The sequence below is a fragment of the Streptomyces sp. NPDC006739 genome (assembly GCF_042869815.1).
Lineage (GTDB): Bacteria > Actinomycetota > Actinomycetes > Streptomycetales > Streptomycetaceae > Streptomyces.
The window spans coordinates 151334-171185 of record NZ_JBIAGM010000018.1 but is presented as its reverse complement, the minus strand read 5'-3'; the positions used below and the strand labels follow the sequence as shown (position 1 = coordinate 171185).

At 71.0% G+C, this 19852-nt stretch carries 15 protein-coding genes and 1 rRNA gene; 9 read left to right on the top strand and 7 right to left on the bottom strand.

Annotated features, from left to right (window positions below):
* Window positions 1-91: ribosomal RNA gene (gene rrf, locus ACFYMM_RS31140) — 5S ribosomal RNA — on the top strand; the annotation flags it as partial.
* Between the two features lie 122 nt (window positions 92-213).
* Here the strand turns inward: rrf and ACFYMM_RS31135 are convergent.
* From ACFYMM_RS31135 to ACFYMM_RS31115, 5 genes are read right to left on the bottom strand one after another with little or no spacing between them, the layout of a single operon-like run.
* Window positions 214-1524, bottom strand: coding sequence for a DUF58 domain-containing protein (locus ACFYMM_RS31135; protein WP_388392416.1), 1311 nt, complete (start codon window positions 1522-1524; stop codon window positions 214-216).
* On the bottom strand, window positions 1524-2513 hold the full coding sequence (locus tag ACFYMM_RS31130) for an AAA family ATPase (protein ID WP_388392444.1): 990 nt from the start codon (window positions 2511-2513) through the stop codon (window positions 1524-1526). The genes ACFYMM_RS31135 and ACFYMM_RS31130 overlap by 1 nt, the downstream gene beginning before the upstream one ends.
* Complete coding sequence (locus ACFYMM_RS31125) at window positions 2513-3709, bottom strand: DUF4350 domain-containing protein (protein ID WP_388392414.1); 1197 nt, start codon at window positions 3707-3709, stop codon at window positions 2513-2515. The genes ACFYMM_RS31130 and ACFYMM_RS31125 overlap by 1 nt, the downstream gene beginning before the upstream one ends.
* A complete protein-coding gene (locus tag ACFYMM_RS31120) occupies window positions 3706-4488 on the bottom strand; it encodes a DUF4129 domain-containing protein (RefSeq protein WP_388392411.1) in 783 nt (260 codons plus the stop codon). The genes ACFYMM_RS31125 and ACFYMM_RS31120 overlap by 4 nt, the downstream gene beginning before the upstream one ends.
* A 4-nt stretch (window positions 4489-4492) precedes the next feature.
* The gene (locus ACFYMM_RS31115) at window positions 4493-5893 is read right to left on the bottom strand and encodes a glycerophosphoryl diester phosphodiesterase membrane domain-containing protein (RefSeq protein WP_388392409.1); all 1401 of its coding nucleotides are present in this window, start codon (window positions 5891-5893) and stop codon (window positions 4493-4495) included.
* A 141-nt stretch (window positions 5894-6034) separates the two neighbouring features.
* On the opposite strand from ACFYMM_RS31115, the gene mtnA reads away from it, so the two are divergent.
* The 7 genes from mtnA to ACFYMM_RS31080 all read left to right on the top strand — a co-directional run bounded on the left by mtnA (window position 6035) and on the right by ACFYMM_RS31080 (window position 14719).
* On the top strand, window positions 6035-7177 hold the full coding sequence (mtnA, locus tag ACFYMM_RS31110) for an S-methyl-5-thioribose-1-phosphate isomerase (RefSeq protein WP_388392406.1): 1143 nt from the start codon (window positions 6035-6037) through the stop codon (window positions 7175-7177).
* Between the two features lie 4 nt (window positions 7178-7181).
* Complete coding sequence (gene mtrA, locus ACFYMM_RS31105; RefSeq protein ID WP_198948386.1) at window positions 7182-7871, top strand: two-component system response regulator MtrA; 690 nt, start codon at window positions 7182-7184, stop codon at window positions 7869-7871.
* A gap of 1 nt (window position 7872) precedes the next feature.
* Complete coding sequence (mtrB, locus tag ACFYMM_RS31100; RefSeq protein ID WP_388392403.1) at window positions 7873-9963, top strand: MtrAB system histidine kinase MtrB; 2091 nt, start codon at window positions 7873-7875, stop codon at window positions 9961-9963.
* On the top strand, window positions 9953-11794 hold the full coding sequence (locus tag ACFYMM_RS31095; protein ID WP_388392400.1) for an LpqB family beta-propeller domain-containing protein: 1842 nt from the start codon (window positions 9953-9955) through the stop codon (window positions 11792-11794). The genes mtrB and ACFYMM_RS31095 overlap by 11 nt, the downstream gene beginning before the upstream one ends.
* 106 nt (window positions 11795-11900) lie before the next feature.
* Window positions 11901-12764 (top strand): ComF family protein, encoded by an 864-nt coding sequence (locus ACFYMM_RS31090; RefSeq protein ID WP_388392399.1) that lies wholly within the window; start codon window positions 11901-11903, stop codon window positions 12762-12764.
* Window positions 12765-13078: 314 nt separating this feature from the next.
* Window positions 13079-13771 carry a ribosome hibernation-promoting factor, HPF/YfiA family gene (gene hpf, locus ACFYMM_RS31085; protein WP_388392441.1) on the top strand — a complete coding sequence of 231 codons (693 nt, stop codon included), beginning with the start codon at window positions 13079-13081 and terminating at the stop codon, window positions 13769-13771.
* Window positions 13772-13972: 201 nt separating this feature from the next.
* Window positions 13973-14719 (top strand): response regulator, encoded by a 747-nt coding sequence (locus ACFYMM_RS31080; RefSeq protein ID WP_388392397.1) that lies wholly within the window; start codon window positions 13973-13975, stop codon window positions 14717-14719.
* On the opposite strand, the gene ACFYMM_RS31075 is transcribed toward ACFYMM_RS31080, so the two are convergent.
* Complete coding sequence (locus ACFYMM_RS31075) at window positions 14716-15933, bottom strand: winged helix-turn-helix domain-containing protein (RefSeq protein WP_388392394.1); 1218 nt, start codon at window positions 15931-15933, stop codon at window positions 14716-14718. The genes ACFYMM_RS31080 and ACFYMM_RS31075 overlap by 4 nt on opposite strands.
* A gap of 117 nt (window positions 15934-16050) precedes the next feature.
* On the bottom strand, window positions 16051-16632 hold the full coding sequence (locus ACFYMM_RS31070; RefSeq protein WP_388392392.1) for a GNAT family N-acetyltransferase: 582 nt from the start codon (window positions 16630-16632) through the stop codon (window positions 16051-16053).
* 252 nt (window positions 16633-16884) lie between these two features.
* On the opposite strand from ACFYMM_RS31070, the gene secA reads away from it, so the two are divergent.
* Window positions 16885-19698 (top strand): preprotein translocase subunit SecA, encoded by a 2814-nt coding sequence (secA, locus tag ACFYMM_RS31065; protein WP_388392389.1) that lies wholly within the window; start codon window positions 16885-16887, stop codon window positions 19696-19698.
* Window positions 19699-19852 lie beyond the last annotated feature (154 nt).

The following is a 19852-nucleotide window of genomic DNA, read 5'->3' as shown; positions in this document are numbered from 1 at the left end:
GCCCGGTTACATTCCGAACCCGGAAGCTAAGCCTCACAGCGCCGATGGTACTGCAGGGGGGACCCTGTGGGAGAGTAGGACACCGCCGAACAATTCTTGGGAAAACCCCGCATCGAAAGATGCGGGGTTTTCTGCGTTCACAGCCCTTCAGAGCCCTTCAGGGCCTTTCCAGAGCTCTTTGGGGGGTTTTGCTTTTTTTCCCGGACGGCCACCTCAGAGTCGACCCGCCGCCTTCAGAGCCAGATAGGCGTCCGCCAGCGCCGGAGCCAGATCATCAGGCGTCGCGTCCACCACCGTCACACCGTGCCGACGCAGTTGCTCGGCCGTACGATGACGTTCCGCCTGCGCCTGAGCCGCTGCCGCGGCCTCGTACACGGCCTCGGTGCTTCCGCGAGCCGCCCCCATCCGGGCGACATGCGGGTCGGCCACGGACGCCACCAGCACCGTATGCCGTTGGGTGAGCCGCGGAAGGACAGGGAGCAGGCCCTCTTCGACAGGTGCCGCGTCGAGCGTCGTGAGCAGGACGATCAGGGAGCGTCGCGGAGCCGTACGAAGTGCCGTGGCCGTGAGACCACGGGCGTCCGTCTCGACCAGTTCCGGTTCGAGCGACGCCATCGCGTTCACCAGGGACGGCAGAACGTCGCCGGCCGAGCGGCCCTGCACCAGAGCGCGGACCCGGCGGTCGTACGCCAAGAGGTCCACCCGGTCGCCTGCACGCGAGGCGAGCGCCCCGAGGAGAAGCGCCGCGTCCATGGAGGCGTCCAGACGGGGTGCGTCGCCGACGCGGCCGGCGGACGTGCGGCCGGTGTCGAGAACCAGCAGGATGTGCCGGTCACGTTCGGGACGCCAGGTGCGAACCGCGACCGTGGTCTGCCGGGCCGTGGCACGCCAGTCGATGGAACGGGTGTCGTCACCGGGGACGTACTCGCGCAGGCTGTCGAATTCCGTGCCTTCGCCGCGAGTCAGCACACTGGTGCGGCCGTCGAGTTCACGCAATCGGGCGAGTTTCGACGGCAGATGCTTTCGGCTGGCGAAGGGGGGCAGGACCCGTACCGTCCAGGGAACCTTGTGGGTGCCCTGCCGGGAGAAGAGGCCGAGGGGGCCGTACGAGCGGATGGTCACGCGGTCCGCCCGGCGATCGCCTCGACGGGTGGGGCGCAGGCGCGTCGTCGCACGTCGGCGCTCGCCTGCCGGCACGGAGAGGCGGTGACGGGATGCGGCGACCTCCGTGCCCGGCTGCCAGCTGCTCGGCGGCCAGGCGTCCCTCAGCTCGGCGCGCAGCAGGCGGAAGGAGGGGTTGGTGACGGTGAGCGTGACGTCCGCGGCCTCGCCCAGACGCGCGGAGGTGTCGCCGGACCGGGACAGCACGAGACGGCGTACGGGTGCCGCGAGCGCGAAGTCGCAGGCACAGGCCAGGGCCAGCGGGCCGTTGACCGCGAGGAGCCCCGTCCAGCCCGGTTCCCAGATACCGACGGGGAGGGAGCCGAGAGCGGCCAGGAGAGCGGCTCGTCCGGTGAGGGCCATCAGCGGGGCACCGGGACGTGGGCGAGGATCGCGTTGATGACGGAGTCGGCGGTCACGCCCTCCATCTCCGCCTCCGGGCGCAGCTGGATCCGGTGGCGGAGCGTGGGCAGAGCCAGGGCCTTCACGTCGTCCGGGATGACGTAGTCACGGCCGGTCAGCCAGGCCCAGGCGCGTGCGGTGGCGAGGAGAGCGGTGGCGCCGCGCGGGGAGACGCCCAGGGTGAGGGACGGTGACTCGCGGGTGGCGCGGCAGATGTCCACCACATAGGCCGTGATCTCCGGAGAGACGGCCGTCTTGGCGACGGCGGCTCGGGCCGCCTCCAGGTCCGCGGGACCGGCGACGGGGCGTACGCCGGCGGCGCGCAGGTCGCGCGGGTTGAAGCCCTCGGCGTGCCGGGTGAGGACGTCGATCTCGTCCTGCCGGGACGGCAGAGGGATCGTCAGCTTGAGCAGGAAACGGTCCAGTTGGGCTTCGGGCAGGGGGTACGTCCCCTCGTACTCGACCGGGTTCTGGGTCGCGGCGACCAGGAACGGTTCGGGGAGCGGGCGTGGCGTGCCGTCGACCGTGACCTGACGTTCCTCCATGGCTTCCAGCAGGGAGGACTGGGTCTTCGGCGGGGTGCGGTTGATCTCGTCCGCGAGAAGGAGGTTGGTGAAGACGGGGCCGGGCTGGAAGGAGAACTCGGCGGAGCGGGTGTCGTAGACGAGCGAGCCGGTGACATCGCTCGGCATGAGGTCCGGGGTGAACTGGACGCGTTTCGTGTCGAGTTCGAGCGCGGAGGCAAGCGTGCGGACGAGCAGCGTCTTGGCGACTCCGGGGACTCCTTCGAGGAGGACGTGTCCGCGGCACAGGAGCGCGACGACGAGGCCGGTCACGGCGGGGTCCTGGCCGACCACGGCTTTGGCGATCTCGGCGCGCAGGGCTTCCAGGGAGGCCCGGGCGGTGCCCGCGTCCCCGGTGTACCCGGCGTTGTCAGTGGTCGGGTCCATCATGGACGGCGTACCTCTCTTTCGAGGGCGTCGAGTTGATCGGTGAGTGCGATGAGGGCCGCGTCGTCGCCGGGCGGCGGTCCGAACAGGAGGGAGTGCAGGTTCTGTCCGTCGCTGTGCAGGTGGGCGGAGAGGGCGGGCAGCAGGGCCTCGGGCGCGTGCGCCTGCGGGACGGGAACGCCTACGAGGGGGGCGAGACGAGTGCGGGTGGTGGAGCGCAAGGCGGCGGCCGCGCGGTCGCGGGCGTTGGCCTTGCGGTAGAGGCGGGCGCGGCCTTCGACGGTTTCCGAGGCGCGGATCGCGACGGGGAGTCTTTCGGGCACGAGGGGACCGAGGCGACGTGCCCGCCAGAGTGCCGCCAGGGCTGCCGCGACGAAGAGCTGCAGGATGCCCCACAGCCAGCCCGAGGGGAGTAGGTCGAGCAGGCCTTTGCGTCCGCTGTTCCCGGTGGCCGAGGTGTCCGAGAGGGAGGGGAGGTACCAGACCAGATGGTGGCGGGAGCCGAGGAGTTGGAGGGCGAGCGAGGCGTTGCCCTGCTTGTCGAGGCGGTTGTTGAAGAGGATGTCGGGCGCGCCGAGGACGATGGTGTCGCCGCCTCCGGATGCCGAGGGCACACGGACCAGGGTGGCCAGGCGTTCGCTGGGGTAGCAGGAGTCGGCGTCGAGGTGGGTGGTGGTGTAGCGGATGCCGCCGGTGTCGGCGCTGCCCGCGCGCCGGGCGTCGGGCAGGGCGCAGTCGGGGTCGAGCGTCGAGCGGAGGCTGGTGGCGGGGTCCGCGGTGACCCCGGGGGCGAGCCGTTCGATGGACCAGCCGCCGGCGGCGATGAGGACGGTGCGTGCGCCGGAGGCGGCGGTCGCGGAGTGCAGCGCGGTCTGCTGAGGTCGTGTCAGCAGGTCGGGGGTGGCGACGAGGAGGGTGGTGTCCGGGCCGGCCGTGGCGCGTGCCTGGCCGAGAGTGGTGACCACGCGGGTGGACACGCCCCGGGCGGCGAGGAGTTCGGCGACGGCGCGGCTGCCGTAGGGGTCGGCGGAGCGCGGGTCCAGCTCGCCGTGGCGGGCGGTGGAGCGGACGGCGGCGATGGCGACGGCCGCCACCAGGAGCAGGACGAGGGCGAGTACGACGCCTCGCGAGCGGGTCCACACCTGGCGGGCGGTGGGCGCTGCCGAGGTGGTCGGGAGGGCGGCCTCGACGGTCATTCGGCTGCCCCCTGGCGCGTGCTGGCGGCCGTGCTGTGGACGCTGCTCGTGAGGACGGGCCTGGTGCGTTCCAGTTCGGCGTCGAGTTCGGCGATGCGGTGGTACGACTGCTGGCTCGCCCTGCGTCCGCCGTATGTGACGTCGTCGAACTCCCGGGCGGCGGCGCGCAGTCGGTCGGCGTGGGACGGAAGGAGGCGTCCGGCCTCGGCGACTGCCTCGTCGGCGGTGCGGCCGGGGCGCACGTCGAGCAGGGCCCGCTCCTCCAGGGCGCGGACGACGGCCCGCATGCGTTCCTGGACGGCCTGGTTCCAGTGGCCCTGGGCACCGTGTGCCTCGCTGGCGGCGCGGTGTTCGGCGGCGCTGCGGGGGCGGTCGTCGAAGAGGGGGACGGCGGAGGCGGGTCGGCGGCGTGGAGTGCCCAGGCGCCACCAGAGGGCGGCCAGGACCACGACGACGGCCAGGACCACGATGACGAGGCCCAGGGTTCCGCCGGGGGTCGCGGACGCGGCGGTGCTGAGGAGGCGGTCGACCCAGTGCCAGAACGCGGTCAGGGCGCGCTGGAGCAGGCCGGGGTCGTTCTCGTGGTACATCCGCTTGGACAGCTCGCGGCGCGCCGCCTCCCGTGCGGGGTCGCGGGGGGTGGTCACGGGTGGCTCGTCGCCCGAGTGGGCCAGTGAGAGCACGCCCGTGGCCTGGGCGCGCAGCAGGCAGCGTGCCGCTGATGCGGCGGCGCTCGGCAGCGCAGGTGCCGTGGTGAGGACTCCCCCCGTCAGGCTCACCCCGTCAGCTCCCGGGGGTGGGGCCGGCGACGGCGGTGCCGTAGTCCTGGACTCCGGCGGCGCGGGCCAGTTCGAGGTCGAGGGCCTCGCGGCGGATGCGGTGGTCGATGTAGAGGAGGACGGTGACACCCGCGTTGATCGGGAGCGTGACCATGGAGCCGATCATCGAGCCGATGCCGCTGACGATCAGGAACGTCCAGCCGAGGTGTCCGCTGCCGCTGGTGTTGAAGATGCTCACGGCGCCGCCACCGCCGAGTATGCCCGCGAGCAGGGTGAAGGGGATCACGACGAGCGACGAGACGATGTTGGCGATGATCGCGGCGAGCAGCTGGATGCCCAGGACGCGCCACCAGGAGCCGCGGACCAGTTTCACGGAGCGGCTCATCGCCTTCGTGATGCCCTGCTTCTCCAGCATCAGTGCGGGAGAGGCGAGGGAGAAGCGGACCATCAGCCACAGCGTGACGATGCTCGCGCCGAGCACGCCCAGGACGATCAGCGCGACGGTGGCGGCGCTGCTGCCGCCGAAGACCCCGACGACGATGCCGGGCAGTGCGCCCAGGAGCAGTACGCCGACCACGATGACCATCAGCAGCCCGAGCAGGCCGAACAGCCTCACGACCTGTGGGCGGGCGTCCCGCCAGGCCTCGCCGGCGGTCACCGGCTTGCCGAGGACGGCGCGGCTGGTGACGGTCGTCAGCAGGGCGGTCGCGATGATGGTGCCGACGATGGAGATCACCGCGACGACGCCTGTGCTGATCGCGACCTCGGTCAGGGCGCGGACCACTTCACCGAGGGTGGCGCTGGGGTCGTTGAGGGTGCCGGTGGTCGCCGTGTCGTTGAGGACCAGACCCTGCAGGAGGATCATCGCGACCTGCGTGACGGCGCCGACCGTCAGCGAGATGCCGAGGACGGTGCGCCAGTAGGTGCGCATGGTGGAGACGGCGCCGTCGAGGATCTCGCCCACGCCGAGCGGGCGCAGCGGGATGACACCGGGCTTGGCGGCGGGCGGCGGGCCGCCCCAGCCGCCGCCCCAGGCTCCGTGGCCGGGCGTGCCGTATCCGCCGGGGGCCCCGTATCCGCCCTGGCCTCCGTAACCGCTGCCGTGGCCTCCAGGGGGCCCGTAGCCTCCGGGGCCCGTGGGGGGCCGGCCGCCCCAGCCCGGGCCGGGCGGCGGGGGTGGTGGGGCCTGCCCGGGGGCCGGGGGGCCCGTGGGCGCGGACCACTGGCCTGCGGGCGGCTGCTCCTTGGACCACTTCGAGCCTGGGCCCTCGGGGTCCGCTCCCGGCTGCTCGGCGGGTTGTGCCGGCCCAGGGCGGTCGGTGGGCTCGGCGGGGCCGGACGCGCCGGGTTCCCGCCCGTCGGACGGCGAGGATCCGGGCGAGGCCCAGCCCGGAGTGTCGTTCATCGAAGCTCCTTCACGGTGCCCGTCCGCGGGACGCGGCGGCAGGTTGGCAGCCATCGTGCCATGGGGTGGGCGCCCAGGTACCGGCCGCGGTATGGGCTGGGCACCTTCAATTGTCCGCCGGATACGGGGCAGACTGACTGCATGGCTGATCAGTACGCGCAAACCGGCGAGGACAAGCGGCTGACCGAGATACCGGTGATCCGATGGGAGGAACCACCTGAAGGTCCCGTGCTGGTCCTCCTCGACCAGACGAGGCTGCCGGCCGAGGAGGTCGAGTGGGTGTGCACGGACGCGTCGGCGCTGGTCGAGGCGATCCGTTCGCTCGCTGTGCGTGGGGCGCCGCTGCTCGGCATCGCGGGGGCCTACGGCGTCGCTCTCGCTGCCGTGCGGGGATTCGACGTGGACGAGGCGGCGGTGGCGCTGGCCGGTGCCCGGCCCACCGCGGTGAATCTGTCCGTCGGCGTGCGCAGGGCCCTTTCCGCTCACCGGGCCGCGCTCGCCCAGGGCGGGGACTCCGAGTCGGCGGCCGGTGCGGCGCTGGCGGCGGCGCGGGCGCTGCACCAGGAGGATGCCGAGGCCAGCGCCCGGATGGCGGCGCACGGGCTGGCGCTGCTGGATGAGTTGCTGCCGGGTGGCGGGCACCGGATCCTCACCCACTGCAACACCGGATCGCTGGTGTCGGGCGGCGAGGGGACGGCGTTCGCGGTGGCCCTGGCCGCGCACCGGGCCGGGCGGTTGCGGCGGCTGTGGGTGGACGAAACGCGTCCGTTGCTGCAAGGTGCTCGCCTGACGGCTTACGAGGCGGCCCGCAGCGGGATGGCGTACACCTTGCTCACCGACAACGCGGCAGGTTCCCTGTTCGCGGCGGGCGAGGTGGACGCGGTGCTGATCGGGGCGGACCGGATCGCGGCCGACGGTTCGGTGGCGAACAAGGTGGGGAGCTATCCGCTCGCGGTGCTCGCGCGGTACCACCATGTGCCGTTCATCGTGGTGGCACCGGTGACGACAGTGGATCCGGAGACGCCGGACGGGGCGTCGATCGAGGTCGAACAGCGCCCCGGATTCGAGGTGACCGAGATCACAGCACCGCAGGTGCCGGTGGCGGGAGCGGGAGGCGGGATTCCGGTGGCACCCCTGGGGACCCAGGCGTACAACCCGGCGTTCGACGTGACGCCGCCCGAGTTGGTGACGGCCATCGTCACCGAGGAGGGCGCCGTTTCGCCCGTGACCGCCGAGGCTCTGGCGGAGCTGTGTGCCAGGTCACGCCAGGTAACGATTAGCTAATGGGATGATGTCGTTTATGAAGGGACGAGTCCTTGTCGTCGACGACGACAGCGCACTGGCCGAGATGCTCGGCATCGTGCTGCGTGGTGAAGGTTTTGAGCCGTCTTTTGTAGCCGACGGCGACAAGGCGCTGGCCGCTTTCCGTGAGACCAAGCCCGACCTGGTGCTGCTCGATCTGATGCTGCCGGGCCGGGACGGTATCGAGGTGTGCCGCCTGATCAGGGCGGAGTCCGGGGTGCCGATCGTGATGCTCACGGCCAAGAGCGACACCGTCGATGTCGTCGTGGGCCTGGAGTCGGGCGCCGACGACTACATCGTGAAGCCGTTCAAGCCGAAGGAGCTGGTCGCCAGGATCCGTGCGCGGCTCAGGAGGTCGGAGGAGCCGGCGCCGGAGCAGCTCGCCATCGGTGACCTGGTCATCGACGTGGCCGGGCACTCCGTCAAGCGGGACGGGCAGTCCATCGCGCTGACCCCGCTGGAGTTCGACCTGCTGGTCGCGCTCGCGCGCAAGCCCTGGCAGGTCTTCACCCGTGAGGTGCTGCTGGAGCAGGTGTGGGGTTATCGGCACGCGGCGGACACGCGGCTGGTCAACGTGCACGTGCAGCGGCTGCGCTCCAAGGTCGAGAAGGACCCGGAGCGGCCGGAGATCGTGGTGACCGTGCGTGGTGTCGGTTACAAGGCCGGACCGAGCTGACGTGTCCGGGGACAGTGCCGCTTCGGCTCCCGGCCGGTCCGGGGACCGGCCGGGGCGGCCTGTCGGCCGGAAGCCGGCGGGTTCGCGCTGGGGACGCCTCCTCGAGGGCGGGTTGTTGCAGGGCGGGGTGCAGGGCAGTCCGGTCCTGCGGCTGTTCATGCGCTGGGTGCGGCGGCCGTTGCTGCCGGTCATGCGGCTGTGGCGGCGCAACATCCAGCTCAAGGTCGTCGTCACGACCTTGCTGATGTCGCTGGGTGTCGTCCTGCTGCTCGGCTTCGTGGTGATCGGACAGGTGCGCAACGGCCTGCTGGACGCCAAGGTGAAGGCCTCGCAGAGTCAGGCCTCCGGTGGCTTCTCCGTGGCCAAGCAGAAGGCCGACGAGGCCGCCAGTGGTACCGGGGACAGCGCCTCGGCGACGGACGGGCGGCAGTCGCAGAACGTCATCCCGTGGATGAGTGACCTCGTCGAGTCGCTGTCCAGCGGTGGTCAGGGTGCCTTCGACGTCGTGACGCTGCCGGTCGGTGACGACAGCGCCGGTGGTGGTCGCAGCCCTCGTGGTTCCGGGTCCGTCGACCCGTCCGCCAGCGTGCCGGGGGACCTGCGCGACCGGATCAACAGCAGTACGACGGCCGCCCAGAGCTACACCCGCATCATCTACAGCGACGGCAAGGAGTCCCAGCCGGCCCTGGTCATCGGCAAGCAGGTCAACGACCCCAACGGTGACCCGTACGAGCTGTACTACCTCTTCCCGCTCACGCAGGAGGAGAAGTCCCTGAGCCTGGTCAAGGGCACGCTGGCGACGGCCGGGCTCTTCGTCGTCGTACTCCTCGGGGCGATCGCCTGGCTCGTGGTGCGGCAGGTCGTCACGCCGGTGCGGATGGCGGCCGGGATCGCCGAGCGGCTGTCCGCCGGGAAGCTCCAGGAGCGGATGAAGGTCACCGGCGAGGACGACATCGCCCGTCTGGGCGAGGCCTTCAACAAGATGGCGCAGAATCTCCAGTTGAAGATCCAGCAGCTGGAGGACCTGTCGCGGATGCAGCGGCGGTTCGTGTCGGACGTGTCGCACGAGCTGCGTACGCCGCTGACCACCGTGCGAATGGCCGCCGACGTCATCCACGAGGCCCGTGAGGACTTCGATCCGGTGACCGCGCGGTCGGCCGAGCTGCTCGCCGACCAGCTGGACCGGTTCGAGTCCCTGCTCGCGGACCTGCTGGAGATCAGCCGCTTCGACGCGGGCGCGGCGGCGCTGGAGGCCGACGCGATAGACCTCAGGGAGGTCGTGCGGCGGGTGGTCAGCGGGGCCGAGCCGCTCGCCGAGCGCAAGGGCACACACATACGTGTCCTCGGTGACCAGCAGCCGGTCGTGGCCGAGGCGGACGCCCGGCGCGTGGAGCGGGTGCTGCGCAACCTCGTCGTGAACGCCGTCGAGCACGGGGAGGGCAAGGACGTCGTCGTGAAGCTGGCTTCGGCGGGCGGGGCGGTCGCGGTCGCGGTGCGCGACTACGGCGTCGGCCTCAAGCCCGGCGAGGCGACCCGGGTCTTCAGCCGCTTCTGGCGGGCCGATCCGGCACGCGCGCGTACCACCGGCGGTACGGGCCTGGGGCTGTCCATCGCCCTGGAGGACGCCCGGCTGCACGGCGGCTGGCTGCAGGCCTGGGGCGAGCCGGGCGGCGGGTCGCAGTTCCGGCTGACCCTGCCCCGCACCGCCGACGAGCCGCTCAGGGGCTCGCCGATACCCCTGGAGCCCAAGGACTCGCGTCGCAACCGGGGGCTCGACGACGCCGGGCTCCCGCGCGGGGGCGAGGAGAAACGGGCGACGGTGCCGATGCAGCAGGGCGGCGGTCAGCCGCCGCTGCCGCCGCGCCCCTCGATGTCGCCGAGACTGGCCTCCGTCACCCCCGCGGCCGACCCCACCGCCCTGCCCGGCAACGGCAACGGCGCGCGTGTGGTGCCACGGCCGGCCGGACCCGTACGGCGCCAGGACGACAGGCCGGCCGGTGCGGCGCCCCGTGAGGAGAGCGCGGGCCGGCCGGACCCGGCCGCCGGGGCGCAGGACTCGAACACGTCAGGGGAGGCATTTCGTGGGCGCTGAGCGCGAGGGGGGCGCCCGGCGCCGACCGGTGCGCGCGGTGGCGTACGCCGCCTGCGGGGCCGTACTGCTGGCCGGGTGTGCCTCGATGCCCGACAGCGGGGACCTGCGGGACGTCGACTCCACGCCGCGGCAGGACACACAGGTGCGCGTCTTCGCGATGCCGCCGAAGGAGGACGCCGCGCCCGGGGAGATCATGCAGGGCTTCCTGGAGGCGCTGACCAGCGACGACCCGAACTACGACACGGCGCGCAAGTACCTGACCGCCAAGGCCGCGCGGCAGTGGACGCCCGAGCGGTCGGCCACGGTGCTGGCCAACGGGCCGAGCATCGAGTCCCTCCGTCAGGCGGTGGGCCGGGAGGACCCCGACAGCCTCACCTACGTCCTCGCGGGCAACCGGGTCGGCACCGTCGACGCGCAGCAGGCGTACGCCCCGGCCGGCGGCCCGTACAGCGGGAAGGTGCATCTGACGCGGGACCGCAAGAGCGGACAGTGGCGCATCGACACGCTGCCCGAGGGAGTCGTCATGGGTAAATCCGACTTCCAGCGCAACTACACCTCCGTCAATAAGTACTACTTTGCGTCCGACACCGTGGTCGGGGCGAGCGGGCAGCCGGTGGCGGTCGCCGATCCGGTGTTCCTGCGCACGCGTGTGGACCCGATGACGCAGCTGGTGCGCTCGCTGATCAACGGGCCGACCAGCTGGCTCCGGCCGGTGGTCAGATCCACCTTCCCGACCGGTACGGCGCTGAAGAAGGGCGTGTCCGGGCTGACGCCCGACGACCAGAACAGGCTGACGGTGCCGCTGAACGCCAAGCCCGCCGCGATCGGGGCGGCCCAGTGCACCCAGATGGCGGCCCAGCTGATGTTCACCCTGCGGAACCTGACGCCCACGCTGGAGTCGGTCGAGTTGCAGGGCGCCGACGGCAGCCGACTGTGCGACCTGAGCGAGCGGCGGGCCGAGGAGATCGCCTGGCACGGCGCGACGAAGCACCCCGAGTACCTGTACCTCCTCGACGGCAAGCACCGGCTGGTGCGGATGCCGGCCGCGGGCGACAGCAGCAGCGCCGTGCAGGTGCCCGGCGCGCTGGGCGAGGGCCCCAAGGACCTGCGGTCGGTCGCGGTCTCGCGCGACGAGCACAGCGCGGCGGGGGTCAGCGGCGACGGCAAGGCGCTGTACGTCACCTCGATGGCGTCCGGCGGCTCGCTCGGTGACCCCGTGGTCACCAGCCAGGGGCCGACCGAGGACGACCGCTTGACGACGCCGAGCTGGGACGCCCGCGGTGACCTGTGGGTGGCCGACCGCGATCCCCGCAGGGCCCGCCTGTACATGGCGGAGCAGGGCGCCGGCCAGCCGGTGGAGGTGCGCGTACCGGAGCTGTCCGGCCGGATCAAGGACGTCCGGGTGGCCGCCGACGGCGTGCGGATCGCGCTGGTCGTGGACAACGGCGGCAAGCAGTCCCTGCTGATCGGCAGGGTCGAGCTGGACGAGAAGTCCGGGAAGCGGCCGCAGGTCTCGGTCCTGGAACTGCGTTCGGCGGCTCCCGACCTGGAGGAGGTCACCGCCGTGGCATGGGCCGGGGACAGCCGGCTGGTGGTGGTCGGCAGCGAGCAGGGCGGTGTGAAGCAGATGCGGTACGTGCAGGTCGACGGCTCCACGCCGAACGGTCCCGCACCCGCGGCTCTCACCGGGGTGACGACGATCGCCGCCTCCGAGGACGAGCGGGTGCCGCTGGTGGCCTACTCCAAGGACGACGGGATCGTCCGGCTGCCGTCCGGGGCGCAGTGGCAGAAGGTGGTCAAGGATGGCTCCGCGCCGGCCTATCCGGGGTGACCTCTCACTCGTGTGAGTGACGTATTGCGCGCGCCTCTCGGAGTTGTCCACAGGGACTTGTCCACAGGGGTGGTGGGCCGGCCCCGGCGTTGGCACAGTGGTGGGCATGAGGGGGTGGTGGCAGGACCTCACCGACCTGGTGCTGCTGGCCGAGTGCGGGGGCTGCGGGGCGTCTCGCACGGTGCTCTGCCCGGAGTGCCGTGCGGCCCTGCACGGATCCGCACCGCGCCGGGTGCGACCGGTGCCGGAGCCGCCCGGGATGCCGCCGGTGCATGCGGCGGCTCCCTACGCGGACGAGGTGAGGGCGACGCTCCTGGCCCACAAGGAACGAGGCGCCCTGGCGCTGGCCGGACCCCTGGGGGAAGCGCTTGCGGCAGCGGTCCGGGCGGGGCTGCGGGATGACCGGCGGGCCCGGGCGGGAGCCGAGGGCTCGGCGGTCGCCGGCGGCCGGCCCGCCGGTGTGCCCGTCCTGCTGGTGCCGGTGCCGTCCGCGCGCCGGGCGGTGCGGGCACGCGGGCACGACCCCGTCCGGCGGATCGCGCTCGCGGCGGCCGGGGAGCTGCGGCGCACCGGGACACCCGCCCGGGTGGCAGCCGTGCTGCGGCAACGGCGTGAGGTGGCCGATCAGTCGGGGCTCAACTCCCGGGAGCGGCTGGTCAATCTGGCGGGCGCGCTGGAGGTGACGGCAGGCGGCGCCCGGCTGCTCGCGGGCGGGCGCGTGGTGCTGGTGGACGACCTGATCACCACGGGCGCCACGCTGACGGAGGCGGCGCGGGCCCTGCGGGAGGCGGACCCCCGCGGCGGCGGGGCGGGGGGTGTGAACGACAGCGGGGCAACGGCCGTGTACGAGGCCGCAGCTCGGGAAGTAAGGGGGGAACAGCCGACGGCCGGATCAAGGACGGAGAGGGGGAGGTACCGCGCGGCAGTGGTGGCTGCCCCGCCGGATTCCTTCGAAATGAACCGGAACTGACTGCGAACTTGCATCGTTGCAGGTAGTGAGAGGACCAATTCACCGGAACGGAGGTACGCCGCAGTAGAGGGTGACGACATCCGTCCGGGCGAGATATGTTCGGTTGTGAGGGAAAGGCGCAGGCCACACCTCTCATATCCGAATGCCGTGTGTGGGTTTTCCGCAATCACCCGCTCCGGCGGGGTGGAGATCTTGCCCATGGGGGAGGAGGAGGTGGACGTCACCGAGTCCGAGGTTCCGGGGCTCACCGGAACTTGGTGCAAAAGGGAGATGCTCCGCCGATGGAGCGGAGTGATCCGGGAACGGAGTTCTGCGTGGACATCGTCGTCAAGGGCCGCAAGACCGAGGTGCCCGAGCGGTTCCGCAAGCACGTGGCCGAGAAGCTGAAGCTGGAGAAGATCCAGAAGCTCGACGGCAAGGTGATCAGCCTCGACGTCGAGGTGTCCAAGGAGCCCAACCCCCGACAGGCCGACCGTTGCGACCGAGTGGAGATCACGCTCCGCTCCCGCGGTCCGGTGATCCGGGCGGAGGCAGCGGCCAGCGATCCGTACGCGGCGCTCGACCTGGCGGCCGAGAAACTGGACGCTCGGCTGCGCAAGCAGCACGACAAGCGTTTCTCGCGGCGCGGCGCCCGCAGGATCTCGGCGGCCGAGGTTGCCGACCACGTCCCGGGCGCGGCGACGCTCAACGGGAACGGCAACCCTGTCCATGACGAGGACGCAGACGCGGTGCCGACCAAGAAGATCGGTTCGCTGGAGGTCAAGGGCGAAGGCCCGCTCATCGTCCGCGAGAAGACCCATGTCGCCTCCCCGATGAGCCTCGACCAGGCTCTCTACGAGATGGAACTGGTCGGCCACGACTTCTACCTGTTCGTCGACTCCGAGACCAAGGAACCGAGTGTCGTCTACCGGCGGCACGCCTACGACTACGGCGTCATCCACCTCAGCACGGACCCGATGGTCGCCCAGGCGCAGCCCCCCGCGGCAGGAGGCACCCTGGGCGGCTGACGTGCCGGCCGACGGCTGAGCCGGTGCCCCTGGAGCGCGTGTGCGCCCCCAGGGGCACCGGTGTGCGACCACTTCGCACCCCGCTCGTCACCGCGGTGTCGTCCGGGCATGAAATCATGGCCGTACCGGCCCAACGGATGGGTCGTTGCCTTGGGTTGGCGATGGCAGGACCACAGGCCACAGCCTTCAGGGGGAGGAACGATGGCGGAGAGCTTCGGACCGATGCGGGACGCGGATGCCGACGACAGTGTGGTCGGCATGGGCCCTGACGCGGGCCCGGCCCGCAAGGAGCCGATCAGAGTCCTGGTCGTGGACGACCACGCCCTCTTCCGCCGTGGTCTGGAGATCGTGCTCGCGGCCGAGGAGGACATCCAGGTCGTCGGCGAGGCGGGCGACGGTGCCGAGGCCGTGGACAAGGCCGCCGATCTGCTGCCCGACATCGTGCTGATGGACGTACGGATGCCCAAGCGGGGCGGTATCGAGGCATGCACCTCCATCAAGGAGGTCGCCCCCAGTGCGAAGATCATCATGCTGACGATCAGTGACGAAGAGGCCGATCTCTACGACGCGATCAAGGCGGGCGCGACCGGTTACCTCCTCAAGGAGATTTCCACCGACGAGGTGGCCACCGCCATTCGCGCGGTCGCCGACGGGCAGTCGCAGATCAGTCCCTCCATGGCGTCGAAACTCCTCACCGAGTTCAAGTCGATGATCCAGCGCACCGACGAGCGCCGGCTGGTGCCGGCGCCGCGGCTGACCGACCGTGAGCTGGAAGTGCTCAAACTCGTCGCCACGGGGATGAACAACCGCGATATCGCGAAGGAGTTGTTCATCTCCGAGAACACCGTGAAGAACCATGTCCGCAACATCCTGGAGAAGCTGCAACTGCACTCCAGGATGGAGGCCGTGGTCTACGCGATGCGGGAGAAGATCCTGGAGATCCGCTAGGACGGGCCCTGGGCCTGTCCTAGAGCGCGGCCGATTTCCCTGGTGAGGGATTCACGGAGGTCGGGTTCGGCCATGTGCTCCACCCGTACGTCCGTGCACTCCACCCAGCTCGCCGCCTCGACCAGGGCCTGGGCCACGGCCGGGACCGCCTTCGGCCCGTCCAGGGTGACCTGCCTGGCCACCAGGGTGCGGCCCTCGCGGGCCGGGTCGACGCGGCCGACCAGGCGGCCGCCCGCCAGCACCGGCATCGCGAAGTAGCCGTACACCCGCTTCGGCTTGGGGACGTAGGCCTCCAGGCGGTGGGTGAAGCCGAAGATCCGCTCCGTGCGCGCCCGCTCCCAGATCAGCGAGTCGAACGGGGACAGCAGGGTGGTGCGGTGGCGGCCACGCGGGGGTGTCCGCAGGGCCTCCGGGTCGGCCCAGGCGGGCTTGCCCCAGCCCTCGACCGTCACCGGGACCAGACCCGAGTCGCCGATCACCGCGTCCACCTGTTCGGCCTTGAGGCGGTGGTAGTCGGCGATGTCGGCGCGGGTGCCCACACCGAGGGACTCGCCCGCCAGCCGGACCAGGCGGCGCAGGCACTCGGCGTCGTCCAACTCGTCGTGCAGCAGCGTCTCCGGGATCGCGCGCTCGGCCAGGTCGTACACCCGCTTCCAGCCGCGGCGCCGCACACAGACCACCTCGCCGTACATCAGCGCGCGCTCGACGGCGACCTTGGTGCCGGACCAGTCCCACCAGTCGTTGGTCTTCTTCGCGCCGCCCAGCTCCGTGGCCGTCAGCGGGCCCTCGCTGCGCAGTTGCTTGATGACCTGCTCGTAGGCGCCGTCGGGGAGCTGGTGGTTCCAGTGCGGGCGGTTGCGGTAGGCGCGGCGGCGGAAGGCGAAGTGTGGCCACTCCTCCACCGGGAGGATGCAGGCGGCGTGCGACCAGTACTCGAAGGCGTGCGGCCGCACGGCGGGCGCGCCGGGGGGTGCCGGTGTCCAGTAGGCGGCCTCGACGTTCTTGCGGCCCACGGCGCCCAGGCGGGCGTAGGGGACGAGTTCGTGCGAGCGGGCGAGGACCGAGATGGTGTCGAGCTGGACCGCGCCGAGATGGCGGAGGACACCGCGGACGCCTGCCCGGCGGTCGGGCGCGCCGATGAAGCCCTGGGCGTGCAGGGCTATGCGACGGGCGTCGTCTGCTGAGAGGTCGGTGGCGGGGCGCGGGGTCGTCATGGTTCCGCACGATAGGGGGTGGCACTGACAGTGCGGGCTGAGCTGGGCGGTTCATGAGCGGCGGACGGCCGTGGCGGGCCGCCGTGCCCGCGTAATCGCCGCGCCCGCGCGGGACGACTACCGCGCGTGGGCCGGCGCCGGCAGGTACGGTGCCGCCGAGGGCAGGCCCAGATCCGAGGGGAGCAGGGACCCCACCCAGCAGTCGCGGCGGACGCCCCTGTTGTTGATCCCGGCGCGCAGGGTGCCCTCCAGGGTGAAGCCGGCGCGCTCGGCCACCGCGCGGGAGGGAGCGTTTCCCACCTCGGCCTTCCATTCGACACGGTCCACGGCCAGTGCGGTGAAGGCCCAGCGGGCGACGGCGAGGGTGCCCTCGGTGACGTAGCCGTGGCCGCGGTGCTCCTTGGCGGCCCAGAAACCGATCTCGCCGACGCCCAGGGCCCGCATGGTGAGGGCCAGCATGCCCGCCAGCTCGCCCCCGGACAGGAACGCGCCGAAGGTGAACACGGAGTCGTTCGCCCAGCCGTCGGGCACCATCCGCGTGGTGAAGCTCTCGGCGTGCTCGGGCAGATAGGGCGAGGGCAACTGGGAGATCCAGCGCTGGATGTCCGGGTCCTGGGCGGCCCGGTGGACAGCCTCGGCGTCGTGGAGGCCGACCGTGCGCAGCAGAAGGCGTTCGGTGGTGAGGGTGACGGGTTCCATCGGCCGATTCTGCTCGGGTCGCATGCCGGACGCCATGGGTTTTCGCGGTGAGTGACCGCGTGATCACATTTCGCGCAATTCCTGGCCGGGATGCGGCACTATCCGCAGGGCCGGGCCGTTGTTCCATTCGAAGCAGCCGTCGCGTGGCCGGGCCTCCCGGCGTGGCCGGGTCCTCGCATACGATGGCCGTTGCTCAGTACGTCACATGGAAACCGACCGTCCTAGGCCCGACCGGCAAGGAGACCAGCCCCCGTGTCCGTCCTCTCGAAGATCATGCGTGCAGGCGAAGGCAAAATCCTGCGCAAGCTGCACCGCATCGCGGACCAGGTCAACTCCATCGAAGAGGACTTCGTCGACCTCTCCGACGCCGAGCTGCGGGCCCTCACCGATGAGTACAAGCAGCGGTACGCCGACGGCGAGAGCCTGGACGACCTGCTCCCCGAGGCCTTCGCCACCGTGCGTGAGGCCGCCAAGCGCGTTCTCGGCCAGCGTCACTACGACGTGCAGCTGATGGGGGGCGCCGCCCTCCACCTCGGCTACGTGGCCGAGATGAAGACCGGTGAGGGCAAGACGCTCGTCGGCACCCTGCCCGCTTATCTCAACGCCCTCTCCGGAGAGGGCGTCCACCTCATCACGGTCAACGACTACCTGGCCGAGCGCGACTCCGAGATGATGGGCCGCGTCCACAAGTTCCTGGGCCTGACCGTCGGTTGCATCCTGGCCAACATGACGCCGGCCCAGCGTCGCGAGCAGTACCTGTGCGACATCACCTACGGCACGAACAACGAGTTCGGCTTCGACTACCTGCGCGACAACATGGCGTGGTCGAAGGACGAGCTGGTGCAGCGGGGCCACAACTTCGCCATCGTCGACGAGGTCGACTCCATCCTCGTCGACGAGGCCCGTACGCCGCTGATCATCTCCGGCCCGGCCGACCAGGCCACCAAGTGGTACGGCGACTTCGCCAAGCTGGTCATCCGCCTGAAGAAGGGCGAGGCCGGCAACCCGCTCAAGGGCGTCGAGGAGACCGGCGACTACGACGTCGACGAGAAGAAGCGCACGGTCGCCATCCACGAGTCCGGCGTCTCCAAGGTCGAGGACTGGCTGGGCATCGACAACCTCTACGAGTCGGTGAACACCCCGCTGGTCGGCTACCTGAACAACGCCATCAAGGCCAAGGAACTGTTCAAGAAGGACAAGGACTACGTCGTCATCGACGGCGAGGTCATGATCGTCGACGAGCACACCGGCCGTATCCTCGCCGGCCGCCGCTACAACGAGGGCATGCACCAGGCGATCGAGGCGAAGGAGGGGGTGGACATCAAGGACGAGAACCAGACGCTCGCCACGATCACCCTGCAGAACTTCTTCCGCCTCTACGACAAGCTCTCCGGCATGACCGGTACGGCGATGACCGAGGCCGCCGAGTTCCACCAGATCTACAAGCTCGGCGTGGTCCCGATCCCGACGAACAGGCCGATGGTGCGCAAGGACCAGTCGGACCTGATCTACCGCACCGAGGTCGCCAAGTTCGAGGCGGTCGTCGACGACATCGCCGAGAAGCACGAGAAGGGCCAGCCGATCCTGGTCGGCACCACCTCGGTCGAGAAGTCCGAGTACCTCTCGCAGCAGCTCAGCAAGCGCGGCATCCAGCACGAGGTGCTCAACGCCAAGCAGCACGACCGTGAGGCGTCGATCGTCGCCCAGGCCGGCCGCAAGGGCGCGGTGACCGTGGCGACCAACATGGCCGGCCGTGGTACGGACATCAAGCTCGGCGGCAACCCCGACGACCTCGCCGAGGCCGAGCTGCGCCAGCGCGGCCTCGACCCCGAGGAGCACATCGAGGAGTGGGCCGCGGCCCTGCCCGCCGCCCTGGAGCGGGCCGAGCAGGCGGTCAAGGCCGAGTTCGAGGAGGTCAAGGAACTCGGCGGCCTCTACGTGCTGGGTACCGAGCGGCACGAGTCGCGCCGTATCGACAACCAGCTGCGCGGTCGTAGCGGCCGGCAGGGCGACCCGGGCGAGTCCCGTTTCTACCTCTCCCTCGGTGACGACCTGATGCGCCTGTTCAAGGCCCAGATGGTCGAGCGCGTGATGTCGATGGCGAACGTGCCCGACGACGTCCCGATCGAGAACAAGATGGTCACGCGCGCGATCGCGTCCGCGCAGTCGCAGGTCGAGCAGCAGAACTTCGAGACCCGTAAGAACGTCCTGAAGTACGACGAGGTCCTCAACCGGCAGCGCGAGGTCATCTACGGCGAGCGCCGCCGTGTCCTGGAGGGCGAGGACCTGCAGGAGCAGGTCGTCCACTTCATGGACGACACGATCGACGCGTACGTCGGCGCGGAGACCGCCGAGGGCTTCCCGGAGGACTGGGACCTGGACCGGCTGTGGGGCGCCTTCAAGCAGCTCTACCCGGTGAAGATCACCGTCGAGGAGCTGGAGGAGGCGGCCGGTGACCGGGCCGGTCTGACCGCCGAGTTCATCTCCGAGTCCATCAAGGACGACATCCACGAGCAGTACGAGCAGCGCGAAGGGCAGCTCGGCTCCGAGATCATGCGTGAGCTGGAGCGCCGGGTCGTGCTGTCGGTCCTGGACCGCAAGTGGCGCGAGCACCTCTACGAGATGGACTACCTCCAGGAGGGCATCGGCCTGCGCGCGATGGCGCAGAAGGACCCGCTGGTCGAGTACCAGCGCGAGGGCTTCGACATGTTCCAGGCCATGATGGACGGCATCAAGGAGGAGTCCGTCGGCTACCTGTTCAACCTGGAGGTCCAGGTCGAGCAGCAGGTCGAGGAGGTCCCGGTCGAGGAGGCCGAGCCGGTCGCCGAGGGCGTGCAGGACACGGTGCCGGCGCAGGCGGGTGCCCGTCCCGAGATCCGGGCCAAGGGGCTGGACGCGCCGCAGCGGCGGGAACTGCACTTCTCCGCGCCGACCGTGGACGGCGAGGGCGGTGTCGTCGAGGGCGACTTCGCCGACGACGAGGAGCCGGTGCGTTCCGAGTCCGACGGTCTGACCCGCGCCGAGCGGCGCAAGCAGTCCAAGGGCGCCCGGCGCCGCAAGAAGTAGGAAGCCGACAGCGAGGCGTGAGTCGCCTCGCCGGCCGGGAAGGGCCGGGTCACCCCGAGGGGTGCCCGGCCCTTCGGCATGACGAGGGGAACTGGACGAGGGGTACTGGTGCCGCAACAGGCGACGTTCGCCCCGTCGCGACGCCCGGCACGCG